The 13,260-nt window shown below is 67.1% G+C and carries 12 protein-coding genes; 4 read left to right on the top strand and 8 right to left on the bottom strand.

All coding sequences use genetic code 11. From position 1 onward, the window contains the following. Both LWH48_RS07155 and LWH48_RS07150 read right to left on the bottom strand, forming a co-directional pair. Window positions 1-1,149: M48 family metallopeptidase (locus tag LWH48_RS07155; protein WP_232912045.1), on the bottom strand; the 1,149-nt coding region annotated here is incomplete at its 3' end. Between the two features lie 13 nt (window positions 1,150-1,162). Next, window positions 1,163-1,759 (bottom strand): LemA family protein, encoded by a 597-nt coding sequence (locus tag LWH48_RS07150; protein ID WP_232912044.1) that lies wholly within the window; start codon window positions 1,757-1,759, stop codon window positions 1,163-1,165. Between the two features lie 216 nt (window positions 1,760-1,975). Here LWH48_RS07150 and LWH48_RS07145 point away from each other — a divergent pair, with 216 nt between their 5' ends. Then, window positions 1,976-3,574: a cation:proton antiporter family protein gene (locus tag LWH48_RS07145; RefSeq protein ID WP_232912043.1), complete on the top strand. Its 1,599-nt coding sequence runs from the start codon at window positions 1,976-1,978 to the stop codon at window positions 3,572-3,574. 80 nt (window positions 3,575-3,654) lie between these two features. Next, complete coding sequence (locus LWH48_RS07140) at window positions 3,655-3,942, top strand: hypothetical protein (RefSeq protein WP_213312309.1); 288 nt, start codon at window positions 3,655-3,657, stop codon at window positions 3,940-3,942. Window positions 3,943-4,005: 63 nt separating this feature from the next. On the opposite strand, the gene pepN is transcribed toward LWH48_RS07140, so the two are convergent. The 4 genes from pepN to LWH48_RS07120 form a co-directional block, all read right to left on the bottom strand. Next, window positions 4,006-6,636, bottom strand: coding sequence for an aminopeptidase N (gene pepN / locus LWH48_RS07135; protein WP_232912042.1), 2,631 nt, complete (start codon window positions 6,634-6,636; stop codon window positions 4,006-4,008). A gap of 66 nt (window positions 6,637-6,702) precedes the next feature. Then, entirely contained in the window at window positions 6,703-7,074 is a 372-nt protein-coding gene (locus LWH48_RS07130; protein WP_232912041.1) for a YbaN family protein, read from the bottom strand. A 149-nt stretch (window positions 7,075-7,223) separates the two neighbouring features. Continuing rightward, complete coding sequence (locus tag LWH48_RS07125) at window positions 7,224-7,709, bottom strand: YajQ family cyclic di-GMP-binding protein (RefSeq protein WP_232912040.1); 486 nt, start codon at window positions 7,707-7,709, stop codon at window positions 7,224-7,226. A gap of 36 nt (window positions 7,710-7,745) precedes the next feature. Continuing rightward, window positions 7,746-8,240 carry a GNAT family N-acetyltransferase gene (locus LWH48_RS07120; protein ID WP_232912039.1) on the bottom strand — a complete coding sequence of 165 codons (495 nt, stop codon included), beginning with the start codon at window positions 8,238-8,240 and terminating at the stop codon, window positions 7,746-7,748. A 177-nt stretch (window positions 8,241-8,417) separates the two neighbouring features. On the opposite strand from LWH48_RS07120, the gene LWH48_RS07115 reads away from it, so the two are divergent. Together LWH48_RS07115 and cobO are read left to right on the top strand one after the other, a co-directional pair. Then, window positions 8,418-9,914, top strand: a complete 1,497-nt coding sequence (locus LWH48_RS07115; RefSeq protein ID WP_232912038.1) for a RimK family protein — start codon at window positions 8,418-8,420, stop codon at window positions 9,912-9,914. A 67-nt stretch (window positions 9,915-9,981) separates the two neighbouring features. Next, entirely contained in the window at window positions 9,982-10,581 is a 600-nt protein-coding gene (gene cobO / locus LWH48_RS07110; protein WP_232912037.1) for a cob(I)yrinic acid a,c-diamide adenosyltransferase, read from the top strand. An 81-nt stretch (window positions 10,582-10,662) separates the two neighbouring features. Here the strand turns inward: cobO and LWH48_RS07105 are convergent, their stop codons facing one another. Both LWH48_RS07105 and LWH48_RS07100 read right to left on the bottom strand, forming a co-directional pair. Continuing rightward, complete coding sequence (locus LWH48_RS07105) at window positions 10,663-11,958, bottom strand: adenylosuccinate synthase (protein WP_232912036.1); 1,296 nt, start codon at window positions 11,956-11,958, stop codon at window positions 10,663-10,665. 61 nt (window positions 11,959-12,019) lie between these two features. Beyond that, window positions 12,020-13,195: an ATP phosphoribosyltransferase regulatory subunit gene (locus tag LWH48_RS07100; protein ID WP_232912035.1), complete on the bottom strand. Its 1,176-nt coding sequence runs from the start codon at window positions 13,193-13,195 to the stop codon at window positions 12,020-12,022. Between the last annotated feature and the right edge of the window lie 65 nt (window positions 13,196-13,260).

The raw sequence follows: 13,260 nt of genomic DNA, 5'->3' as shown, positions 1-13,260 counted from the left end.
CTCCCATGCCACTCCCCTCGGCGGGGCGGCCCCCAGTGCGGCCCCGGCCAGTGCCGCCCCGCCGAGGGGAGTGGCATGGGAGGGCGTGGCCGGCGAGGACGGAGGCTCAAGAGCGGCCCTGGGCGTCGGTGCGAAGGGCTCGGGCAGGCGGCCGTCCCACCGCGGCAGCACGCGACGGATGCGCGCCTCCAGCGGCGGGTGGGTCGCCGTGAATCGGCTCAGGCTGCGCACGCCACTGCCGAAATAGAGATGGCTGAACTCGGCGGCATTGGCCGCCAGCAGGTGCGAGCCGAGGCGATAGGCGGCCAGGGTCTGGAGGGCCCCGCCGATGCCTTCGGGGTTGCGGGTGTACTGCACGGCGCTGGCATCGGCCAGGAACTCGCGCTGGCGACTTACTGCCGCCTTGATCAGGTTGCCGCACAGGGTACCGGCGTAGCCCACCGCCATCAGCGCCACCCCCAGGCCCATGATCGCCACATGGCCGCCGCGCCGGGAACCCCGACGCCGGCCGCCGGCGAGCCCGCGCAGCAGGAAGCGGCCCGCCAGGCCGATCACCAGAATGCCGTGGAGCAGCGCCACCAGGCGCAGGTTGAGGCGCATGTCGCCATGCAGGATATGGCTGAACTCATGGGCAATGACGCCCTGCAGCTGATCTCGGTCGAAGTGCTCGATGGCGCCGCGGGTCACGCCGATGACGGCATCATGGGAGTCATGCCCGGCGGCGAAGGCATTGATGGCGGCGTCATCCAGAAGGTAGACCGCCGGCACCGGCATCCCCGAGGCGATGGCCATCTCCTCCACCACATGGAGCAGGCGCCGCTCATCCTCATCCCGGGTATCCAGTGCCAGGGGGCGCCCGCCCAGGGCCTCGGCCACCGCATAGCCGCCGACACGCAGCTGCAGGTGGCGCACCAGACCACCCAGCACCACGATGGCCACCACGCCACCCGCCACCAGGGCGAAGAGCCTGGGCTCCAGCGCCGCCGCCAGCGGGTCACCGGCGCCCATCCGCTCCGGGTTCATCACCACCACGGCCAGCGCCACCAGCACGCAGGTCAGCACCACCAGGAGCACGACGGCGAGCAGCAACAGCAGGACCAGCCGAGCCGAGAGCCGCCGGGCACGGTCCTGGGCGGTAAAGAAGTCCATGCGGGGCCTCCGCTCAGAAGCTCACGCGGGGCGCGGCCTGGATCTCCGCACTGTCCTCGAACTCCAGCAGGGCGGCATCCTGCTTGTGGCCGAAGGAGGCGGCCAGGATCACCGGCGGGAAGCTCTGCTTGTAGGTGTTGTACTGCATCACGGCGTCGTTGAAGGCCTGGCGGGCGAAGGCGACGCGATTCTCGGTGCTGGTCAGGGTCTCGGAGAGCTGTTGCATGTTCTCCGAGGCCTTGAGATCCGGATAGGCCTCCATCACCACGTTGAGGCGCCCCAGGGCGGCACCCAACGCTCCCTCGGCACCGGCCAGCTCGGCCATGGCGGCGGCATTGCCGGGAGCGGCGGCGGCGTGCTTCAGGCCGACTTCGGCGGCATTGCGCGCCTCGGTCACCGCGGAGAGCGTCTCGCGCTCGTGGGCCATGTAGGCCCGCGCGGTCTCCACCAGATTGGGGATCAGATCATGGCGCCGCTTGAGCTGCACCTCGATCTGCGCAAAGGCATTCTGGAAGCGGTTCTTCAGGGCCACCAGGCGGTTGTAGATGCTGACGGCATAGATCAGCAGGGCAACCAGCAACACGACAGGCAGGATCAGCGAAAGGTCCATGGCGTCCTCATGTAGCATGCAGGCGACGCCGACCACCGGCGTCCTTGCCTAACCTTAGCCGCAGACGGTGCCGATGGCGATCACGGCGGGCCAGCCAGGAGCGCTCGGCGGGGTTGAATCATCCTCGAGCGGTAACCTTCTCATGCAACGATGCCATTCAAGCACCGGCTTCCGTAAACTACTCATCACGTACGATGCATAGAACAGGGAGCGTCCATGATCGAACCGGCCTTTCTTCTCGCCGCCTTCATCGGCGGGTTTGCCGCCCTGGCCCTGCGCCTGCCCCCCTTGGTGGGCTTCCTGGTCGCCGGCTTCGCCCTCAACGCCCTGGGCTATGAAAATACACCGCTGCTCGAGCTGATCTCCGACATCGGGGTCACCCTGCTGCTGTTCACCATTGGCCTCAAGCTCGATGTACGCACCCTGCTTCGCGGAGATGTCTGGGGCGGTGCCACCCTGCATATGCTGGGCTCGTCGCTGCTGTTCTTCGGTCTGCTGGCGCTGTTCAAGGGCTGGGGACTGAGCCTGCTGGCCGACAGCCAGTGGCAGACACTGCTGCTGCTTGGCTTCGCCTTCTCCTTCTCGAGCACGGTGTTCGTGATCAAGGTGCTGGAGAAGCGCAGCGAGACCCAGACCGCCTATGGCCGCCTGGCCATCGGCGTACTGATCATGCAGGACATCTTCGCGGTGCTCTTCATCACCGGCTCTACTGGCAAGCTTCCGAGCCCCTGGGCGCTGGGCCTGGTGCTGTTGATCCCCCTCGCCCCGCTGCTGCGCCGACTGCTGGACCGTCTCGGTCATGGCGAGATGCAGATCCTCTTCGGCATGCTGCTCGCCCTGGTGCTGGGCTACTCCCTGTTCGAAGCACTCGGCGTCAAGGGGGATCTCGGCGCCCTGATCATCGGGCTGCTGCTGGCCCCACATCCAGCCGCTCAGACCCTGGCTCGCTCGATGTTCAACATCAAGGAATTGCTGCTGGTTGGCTTCTTCCTGGCCATCGGCCTCACCGCCATGCCGGATAGCTCGCACCTGGCCATGGCGCTGCTGCTGCTGGCGCTGCTGCCGCTCAAGAGCCTGCTCTACCTGCTGGTATTCATGCGTTTCCCGATGCGCAACCGCACCTCGATTCTGGCCACCCTGAGCCTCTCCAACTATTCCGAATTCGGCCTCATCGTGGGCGCCATCGCAGTCTCCGGCGGGCTGCTGACGGAAGAGTGGCTGGTGGTCATCTCGCTGGCGGTGGCACTGAGCTTCGGCCTCTCGGCGATGATCAACGCCGTAAGCGAGGGAATCTATCGCTGGTTGGCCAAGCGACTGCCAGGACGCGACTCCATGCAACTCACACCCAGCGACCGCCCCATCGAGGTGGGGGATGCCGAGGCAGTAGTGCTGGGCATGGGGCGCATCGGACGCAGCGTTTACCAGCGCCTCCAGAAGGAATACGGGCTACGAATCCTCGGCATCGACAGCAACCCGGCCAGCGTCAGGATGCTGACGGAACGTGGCTTCAACGTGGTGGAAGGTGACGCTCTCGACTCCGACTTCTGGGACAAGCTGCTGATGTCTCCCGATGTGCACATGGTGGTACTGGCCATGCCGCATCACGCAGGCAACCTGTTTGCCATAAAGCAGCTGCGGTCGCGCCAGTTCCCCGGAAAGATCACCGCCGTGGTCGAGTTTCCCGAGGAGATCGATCCGATCCGCGAGTTGGGTGCCAGCGCCGTCTTCCATGTCTATGACGAGGCGGGCCGAGCCCTGGCCGACAGCGCCGCCGAGGAGTCAGGCATCGAGCCGGTTTCAAGCCAGCTCGGCTAATTCATGCCGCACCCCGAAGATGACAATCGCTCCCGGCGTGGTTACCTTGAGCTACTTCTCGAACTGCCACGGAACCTGACATGGAAGAGTTCTTCACCTGGATCGGCAGGACCCTCGGCGAGATCATCCGCTTCGTCGTCGACCTGCTGACCGGCTTCTTCGCCAATATCGGCGACTCCGCCCGCGGCTTCCTCCAGGGGCTGGCCGGTTCGCTGGGCATCTCCACCTCCATCGTCAGCCTGCTGATCCTGGTGGTCGGCCTGTGGATGCTGTGGAAGGCATTCCGGGCCCTGACCCGTCGCGCCATCGTCGCTACGCTGATCTGGCTGCTGCTGGGCTTTGTTGTATTGAGCTGGCTCATATATTGACCGCCATCCCGACGTGAAAGCGCCGCCCCGAGGGGCGGCGCTTGTCGTTGAAGACGCGGAGGTTCAGGCCAGGGCCTTTTCCACCACCTCATACACATTGGGCGATAGCTCCTCGGCACGGATGCGCTCGAGCTCGCCCTTCATCAGCTCTTGGCGCTCCTCGTCGAAGCGCGCCCAGCGCGTCAGCGGGGTGATCAGCCGTGCGGCGATCTCCGGGTTGAGGCGGTTGAGCTCGATCACGGTGTCGGCCAGCAGGCGGTAGCCCGCGCCGTCGATACGGTGGAAGTTGACCCGGTTCTGGCCGGCGAAGGTGCCGATCAGTGCGCGCACCTTGTTGGGGTTCTTCAGCGAGAAGGCCGGGTGCTGCATCAGGAACTTCACCCGCTCGAGCACGTCGGGTTGCGGGCGTGACACCTGGATCGCAAACCACTGGTCCATCACCAGCGGGTCATGGGCCCACTTCTCGCCGAAGGCCTTGAGCGCCGGCTCGCTGAGCTCGTCGCGACTGCTGTGGGTCAGCAGGGTCAGGGCATGGCGCACGTCGGTCATGTTGTGGTCGGCCTCGAACTGCTCGCGGGCCAGCTGCACGCCGTCCTCGTCCTCGATGGCCATGAGATAGGCGAGCGCCACGTTCTTCAGGCTGCGCCGGGCGATCTGCTCCGGCGTGGGCGCATAGGGGCTGTCGTCCTGGTTCTCGCGGTAGACGCGCAGGAAGTCATCCCGCAGCGCGGTGGCCAGCCCGCGACGCATGAACTCCCGGGCGGCGTGGATGGCGTCGACGTCCACCAGTGGCTGCTGCTCGGCGATGTAGGCCTCGCTGGGCAGGGTGATCATCTCGGCAAGCACCGCGCGGTCCTCGGGCTCCCCCTCCAGCAGGCCACGGAAGGCCTCGGTGACCCGCGGATCCATCACCTTCTCGACACCGTTGCGGTGCGCGGCGATCAGGTCGTCCAGGGCCAGCATGGCCAGGCGCTGGCCGGCATCCCAGCGGTTGAAGCCATCGGAGTCGTTGGCCAGCAGGAAGGCCAGGTCCTCGCGGCCATAGGGGAAGCGCAATTTGACCGGCGCCGAGAAGCCGCGCAGCAGCGAGGGCACCGGGGCCTCGGAGACGTCGGTGAACAGGAACTCCTGCTCCGCCTCGCGCAGGTGGATCACGGCGTCGCTCCCCAGCGTTTCGCCATCCAGGGTCAGCGGCAGGTCACGGCCGCTCTTGGTACCCACCAGGCCCAGGCGCACCGGGATGTGCAGCGGCTGCTTGTCGAGCTGGTCGGGGGTCGCCGGAGTGCGCTGGCGCAGGATCAGGCGATACTCGGCCCTGGCGTAGTCATACTCGCCGAAGGCATCGATCTCCGGGGTACCGGACTGGGAGTACCAGTGCATGAACTGGGAAAGGTCCAGTCCCGAGGCCTCGGCCATGCAGTCGACGAAGTCCTCGATGGTCACCGCCTGACCGTCGAAGCGCTCGAAGTAGCGGTCGCTGCCACGTCGGAAGGCTGCCTCGCCCACCAGGTTGGCGAGCATGCGCACCACCTCGGCCCCCTTCTCGTAGATGGTCAGGGTGTAGAAGTTGCCGATCTCGATGTAGTGGTCGGGGCGCACCGGATGCGCGGTAGGGCCGGCATCCTCGGCGAACTGGGCGGTGCGGAAGAAGGCGACGTCCTCGATGCGCTTGACCGCCGGGGAGTTGGTATCGGCGGAGAAGCACTGGTCACGGAACACCGTGAAGCCCTCCTTCAGGGAGAGCTGGAACCAGTCGCGACAGGTGACGCGGTTGCCCGACCAGTTGTGGAAGTACTCGTGGGCGACGATGCTCTCGACCCGCTGGAAGGTGGCGTCGGTGGCGGTGTGGGGATGGGTCAGCACCGCCGCCGAGTTGAAGATGTTGAGCCCCTTGTTCTCCATGGCGCCCATGTTGAAGTCGTTGACCGCCACGATCATGAACAGATCGAGGTCGTACTCGCGGCCGTAGGCCTGCTCGTCCCAGCGCATGGCGCGCTTCAGCGAGGCCATGGCGTGATCGGTCTTGTCGAGGTTCTCCTCCTCGACCCAGATCTGCAGGGTCACCTCGCGCCCGCTGGCGGTGGTGAAGGCATCCTCGACCTTCTTGAGGTCGCCGGCCACCAGGGCGAACAGGTAGCTGGGCTTGGGATGCGGGTCCTCCCAGGTGACGAAGTGGCGGCCACCCGGCAACTCGCCGCGTTCCACCGGATTGCCGTTGGAAAGCAGCACCGGCTCGCCGGTACCACCGATCACCGTGGTGGAGAAGGTCGCCATGACGTCCGGGCGGTCCGGGTAGAAGGTGATGCGCCGGAAGCCCTCGGCCTCGCACTGGGTGCAGTACATGCCGTTGGAGAGGTAGAGCCCCTCCAGGGCGGTGTTGGCCTCGGGAGCGATCTCCACCTCGGTGTCGAGGTGGAACGCCTCGGGCACCCGGTGCACCGTCAGGTGCTTGTCGTCTACCGCATACTCGTCCGCCTCCAGCGGCTCGCCGTCGAGGGCGATGGCCTTGAGGGACAGCCCTTCACCGTCGAGCACCAGCGGCTCACCCGGCTCACGCTCGGGGTGACGCGCCAGGTGCAGGCGTGCCTTGACCCGCGTGGCGGCGGGATCGAGGTCGAAGGTGAGGTCGGCATGGGTGACGCGGTAGGCGGGGGGACGGTAATCGCTCAGGTAGGTCGCCTGGGGATCGGACATGCGTGGTGCTCCTGTCGAGAATTGCGACCATTGTACGGCGCCGCGCCCCCCGAGCTCAAAGCACCCTCACAGGGCCGGCTCCGGCCGGGTGACGATCCAGGCCCCAAGCAGGGCAAGGCCGCCGATCAGCGCGAGCTTGAGCCACAGCAGGCTGACGGTCAGCGCCAGCACCAGCATGGAAAGGGCCAGCATGCCGGCGGCCAGCTGCTTGGCGTGGCGCGGGATGGCACGCTCGCCCTCCCAGGCCAGCACCGCGGAGCCGAAGCGCGGATGCTCACGGATCCAGCGGGCGAAGCCCGGCGACGCCTTCGAGGCAGACCATACCGCCAGCAGCATGAAGCAGGTGGTGGGCATGAGCGGCACGAAGACCCCGATCACGCCGAGGCCAAAACTCAGCCAGGCGATCATCAGGAAGGCCAGGCGGGGGATGGATGACATGACACAGCCTCCGACGACGTCTCGTCCTTCATTGAAGACCAGCCAAGCACGGCACGCCAATCGCCATCCCCTATGAAGGCCATGGGCTCCGCGCCAACGGCATCGAGCGGACCGCTTTCGCGGCCCCTCGATGCCCCGAAGCGCGCGGGTCAGTCGCGGAAGTTGTCGAACTGCAGCGGCAGATCGGGGCCCTGCTCACCGCGCAGCAGAGCCATCACTGCCTGGAGGTCGTCGCGCTTCTTGCCGGTGACGCGCACCTTCTCGCCCTGGATCTGCGCCTGCACCTTGAGCTTGCTGTCCTTGATGCGCTTGACGATGTCCTTGGCCTCCTTCTGCTCGAGGCCCTGCTTGAGGTGCGCCTCCTGGCGGGCACGCACCCCGGAGAGCACCGGTTCCTGGATATCGAGGCAGCGCGCATCGATGCCACGGCCGATCAGCTTGTTGCGCAGCACGTCGAGCATCTGCTTGAGCTGGAAGTCCACCTCGGCCTCGAGCTTCACGCTCTCACCCTCGAGCGCGAAGCTGGCATCGACGCCCTTGAAATCGAAGCGCGACTGGACCTCGCGGTTGGCCTGATCCACGGTGTTGCTGGCTTCGTGCTTGTCGAACTCGGAGACGATATCGAAAGAGGGCATGACGGCTCCTGGCAATGGGGGAAGGATCCAGGGATTCTAACAGCCCTGAGCCCCCGGCGCCGCAGGCTCCAGCGCCTTTACCATCTGCCAGGCGGCGCAGCCATCCTGGTAATACTCCGGCAACCAGCGCTCGAGCCGAAACCCCATGCGCCGGTAGAGCGCCAGCGCCGCACGGTTGTCGGCGCGCACCTCGAGCCCCAGGCGGGTGCAGTCTCGCCCCCGGGTCGCCCCTTCCAGGGCTTCGAGCAGTTGACGCCCCAGGCCCGAGCCGCGGAACTCCGGGTGCACACAGAAGGAGTAGAGCCGGGCGCGGGTACTGCCGTGACGGAACAGCAGGGTACCGTAGCCCAGCAGCCGCACCGGGGTGAGCGCCTCGGCGTCGCGCTCCAGCACCCAGGTCTCGGCATGGGCTCGGTTGAGCAGGTGCCAGAGCTGGCGGCGGGAGAAGCGGTCGCCGGTAAAGGCGCTCTGCTCCAGGCGAAAGAGGGCGTCGAGGTCGTGGCCGGTGGCCCGACGCAGCTGAATGGTCATGGGGCTCTCCAGAGGGTACCCGGCCGATTCTGAGCGTGCTCGGAGCCGATGTCAGCGAGGCAGGAGCATGAAATATTTTCACTCAGCATCCGCCTTGCCGTGGTCGCGAGCCAGGCGCATTCTGGCCACAGTTCGGCCCGCCCCGGCCGCCCTCCTCCCTATCCGGTAGCCGCCACCATGTGCCCCTTGCGAATCGTCGTCGACCGCCTCGCCGACTGGCAGCCCTACTACCCCAGTGAAGACCTGATCAGCGCCGACGACTACCTTTCGCTGGACCGCCGCCACCGCAGCGGCACCGAAAGCGAACGCACCACCCATGTGATCAACCTGTGCGGTGAGCTCGACTACCTGGGCACCGGCTACTATGTGTCGCTGCTGGCCCAGGCCCGCGGCCAGCGGGTGCTGCCCACGGTGGAAACGCTCAACGAGCTGTCGCGCAAGGCGCTGATCGACCTGCAGCTCGATACCCTGACCCCGCTGCTCGGCGAACTGGCACGGCGCGGCCGGCTTTCCGGCGATGCCGTGACCCTGCGCGTGCTGTTCGGCGAGTGTCACCAACCCGGCCTCGAGCGCCTGGCACGCAAGCTCTTCGAACGCCTGCCCTGCCCCCTGCTGGAGGCCCGACTGGTGCGCCGCCACGACCAGTGGCGGCTTTCCCGCCTCAAGCCGCTGCGCCTGCGCGACCTGGCACCCGCGGAGCAGGACCTCTTCGCCAGCTCCCTCAACCGCCACTCCCGCAAGGTCTGGCGCACGCCCAAGGCGCGACGCCGCTACCGCTTCGACCTGGCGATCCTGGTCGACCCCGGGGAGACGCTGCCCCCCAGCAACCGCGGGGCGCTGAAGGCCTTCATCCGGGCCGGACGCCGGCTCGGCATCGATGTCTCGTTGATCACCCGCCGCGATGCCGGACGAATCGCCGAGTTCGACGCCCTGTTCATTCGCGAGACCACCGCCCTGGACCACCACACCTATCGCATGGCGCGCCGTGCCGAACACGAGGGGCTGGTGGTGATCGACTCGCCACGGGATATCCTGCGCTGCACCAACAAGGTCTACCTGCACGCCCTGCTGCGCGCCCGCGGGGTGCCGGCACCGGAGGGCGTACTGCTCAAGCGCGGCGACCGTCGCCCGCTGGCCGAACGCCTCGACGGCCTCGACTTCCCGCTGGTTCTCAAGGTCCCCGACGGCTCGTTCTCCCGCGGCGTGGTCAAGGTCACCGAGCTGGCCCAGCTGGAACACCAGGCGGCCCGCCTGTTCCACGACTCGGCCCTGCTGCTGCTCCAGGAGTGGCTGCCCACCGAATACGACTGGCGCATCGGCGTGCTCGATGGCCAGGTGCTCTTCGCCAGCCGCTACTACATGGCCCGCGGGCACTGGCAGATCTACGACCACTCCGCTGCCGGGGTGAGGAGCGGCGGCTTCACCACCCATACCCCGGAGGAGGTGCCGCCAGCGGTGATCAGGGCGGCCCTCAAGGCCTGCCGGCTGATCGGCGACGGCCTGTATGGCGTCGACCTCAAGCAGGCCGGTGACCGGGTGGTGGTGATCGAGGTCAACGACAACCCCAATATCGATGCCGGCATCGAGGATGCCGTGCTCGGTCGGGGTCTCTATGAGCGCATCATGGCGGTATTCCTGTCACGCATGGAGGCACGGGTACGCCAGGGGAGCTGACGCCGGGCCACGGCTCGCGTATGCTGTCGCCTTCCTCTACAAGCCTTGTACAGCATATGGAGCCCCGATGAGCGATCGCGATACCCGCCACAAGAAGTCGATGCAGAAACTCAAGGCCCACGTCGACGAGAAGGTCGCCGCCGCCACCGAACAGCGCGGCCTGCTGCTGGTGTTCACCGGCAACGGCAAGGGCAAGACCACCGCCGCCTGGGGCACCGTGACCCGCGCACTGGGTTATGGCTACCGGGTCGGGGTAATCCAGTTCATCAAGGGACAGTGGGAGTGCGGCGAGCGCGAGCGGCTGGTCGAGGACCCCAACCTCGAGGTCGCCATCATGGGTACCGGCTTCACCTGGGAGACCCAGAACCGCGAGGCCGATACCGCCGCCTGCCGCGAGGTGTGGGCCGAGGCGGAGCGCATGCTGGTCGACCCCGATGTCTACCTGGTGGTACTCGACGAGATCACCTACATGCTCAAGTTCGGCTACCTCGACATCGACACCGTGCGGCGCGCCATCGAGAACCGTCCCGCCGAGCAGAGCGTGATCGTCACCGGGCGCAATGCCCACCGCGAGCTGCTCGAGATGGCCGATACCGTGACCGAGATGCAGGAAGTGCGCCACGCCTTCAATGCGGGCGTACAGGCGCGCCGCGGCATCGACTACTGACCACTCCCCGAACGCAGCAGGCCCCGCTCGCGCGAGGCCTGCTGTGGATAACGGGACGGTGTCTACCGGGAGAGCTCTCGCTCAGCCGTCGAAGGGATTGCGCAGCACGATGGTCTCGTTGCGATCCGGCCCGGTGGAGATGATATCGATGCTCACGCCCACCTTCTCTTCCAGGAAGCTGATGTAGGAGCGGGCGTTGGCCGGCAGGTCCTCGACGCGCTTGGCACCCAGGGTCGACTCGCTCCAGCCCGGGAGGTCCTCGTAGAGCGGCTCGATGGCTTCATAGCCCTCGGAGTCCACCGGGGTATCCAGCACCTCACCATCCTTGCTGCGGTAGCCGATGCAGACGCGGATGTTCTCCAGGCCGTCGAGGACATCGAGCTTGGTCAGGCAGATGCCCGAGACGGAGTTGATCTGCACGGCATGGCGCAGGGCCACGGCATCGAACCAGCCACAGCGGCGCGGGCGGCCGGTGGTGGCGCCGAACTCGTGACCCTTCTCGGCCAGGTGACGACCGTGGTCATCGAACAGCTCGGTGGGGAAGGGTCCGGAGCCGACGCGGGTAGTGTAGGCCTTGGTGATGCCCAGCACGTAGTCCAGGTAAAGCGGACCGACACCGGAACCGGTGGCGGTGCCGCCGGCGGTGGTGTTGGAGCTGGTCACGAAGGGATAGGTGCCGTGGTCGATATCCAGCAGCGAGCCCTGGGCGCCCTCGAAGAGGATATTCTCGCCGGCGCGACGCACGCCATGCACCAGGCCCACGGTATCGGCCACCATGGGACGCAGCTCCTCGGCCATCTGCATGGCGCTGTCGAGGACCTCCTGGAAGTCTACCGGCGGCTCGCCGTGGTAGTTGACCAGCACGAAGTTGTGGTAGTCCAGCACCTCGCCGAGCTTGGAGGCGAAACGCTCGCGGTGGAGCATGTCACCCAGGCGCAGGCCGCGACGCGCCACCTTGTCCTCGTAGGCCGGGCCGATACCGCGCCCGGTGGTGCCGATCTTGGCCACACCGCGGGCCTTCTCGCGGGCCTGGTCGAGGCGCACGTGATAGGGCAGGATCAGCGGGCAGGCCGGCGACAGGCGCAGGCGGTCACGCACCGGCACCCCCTTGGCCTCCAGCTCGCGGATCTCCTTGATCAGCGCCTCGGGTGACAGCACCACGCCGTTGCCGATGACACACATCTTGCCGGGCCACAGGATGCCTGAGGGAATCAGGTGAAGGACGGTCTTCTCCCCGTCGAGCACCAGGGTGTGGCCGGCGTTGTGACCGCCCTGAAAACGCACCACTGCATCGGCGGATTCCGTCAGCAGGTCGACGACCTTGCCCTTGCCCTCGTCACCCCACTGGGTGCCCAGTACGACTACGTTCTTGCCCATTGCTCTCTCGTCTCTCGTTGCCGCGCGGCGGCGGGCCGTCGCGCCAAGTTGGTATCCCAGTCTACAGTGTCACGGCCTGCCAGTGGCCAGCGCGAAGCACCAGCTGCCGATCGCAGCGGTGTTCCTCGGGTCCGGTGCGTTGTCCCGGCAACGCCTGCACCACCCGCTCGCCCCGGGCGCGCAGCGCCATCACGGTCTCGACCAACCCCTCTCCCTCGGCAGGTGCCCAGATGCCGTCACGGGGAGGCTCGGCGAGGGCGAGCGTGGCCAGCTGCTTGAGGTCCATGGAGAAGCCGGTGGCCGGACGTGCCCGACCGAAGGCGCGACCGGTGTCATCATAGCGGCCGCCCTTGGCCAGTGCCTGGCCGTAGCCGGGCACATAGGCCGCGAACATCATGCCGGTATGGTAGGCATAGCCGCGTAGCTCGCCGAGGTCGAGGTAAAGCGATACCTCGGGATGGGCGGCCAGCACGCCGCGCAGCAGCGCGCGCAGCTGCTCCAGGGCGGCGCCCACGGCGGCAGGCGCCTCGGCGAAGGCCTCACGGGCCTCGTCCAGCACCTCGACGCCGCCGTGCAGTCGCCCGAGCGCCATGAACATCTCGGCCAGTGCCGGATCATCGATGCTCGACTCGACGCGGGCTGCCAGCTCACCCGGCGACTTCAGCTCCAGGGCCTCGAACATCGCTCGCTCGGCGTCGCCTTCGAGGCCCGAGGCCTCCACCAGGCTGCGATAGATGCCGATATGGCCCAGCGCCAGGTGGATCTCCCCGGCCCCAGCGGCGGACAGCGAGGCCAACGCCAGGTTGAGTATCTCCTGGTCAGCCTCGAGGCCGGCATGGCCAAACAGTTCCACCCCCACCTGCACCGGGCTGCGGCCGCCCTGGTGCTGGTCGGGAGTGGCGCGCAGCACGTTGGTGCAGTAGCAGAGCCGCACCGGGCCCTGGCGCTTGAGTGAGTGGGCATCCATGCGCGCCACCTGGGGGGTGACGTCGGCGCTGATGCCCATCATGCGGCCGGTAAGCTGGTCGGTGAGCTTGAAGGTCTGCAGCGCCAGGTCGGAGCCGGTGCCGGTGAGCAGGGAATCGAGAAACTCCGCGGTGGGCGGCATCACCTGGTCGTAACCCCAGCGGTGATAGAGATCGAGCAGCGCGCGACGCAGCTCCTCCATGCGGTTCGCCTGGGGTGGCAGCACTTCGTCCATGCCGTCGGGCAGCAGCCAGCGGTCAGCGATGGTCATGTCAATCATCCTGCAAGGCAGTGAATGGCCGTGATAAAGACGCTTTTCCGTGGCCCGGCGAGCGT

Source organism: Halomonas sp. G15, assembly GCF_021282295.1.
GTDB lineage: Bacteria > Pseudomonadota > Gammaproteobacteria > Pseudomonadales > Halomonadaceae > Halomonas > Halomonas alimentaria.
This window is presented reverse-complemented; position numbering and strand designations above follow the sequence as displayed.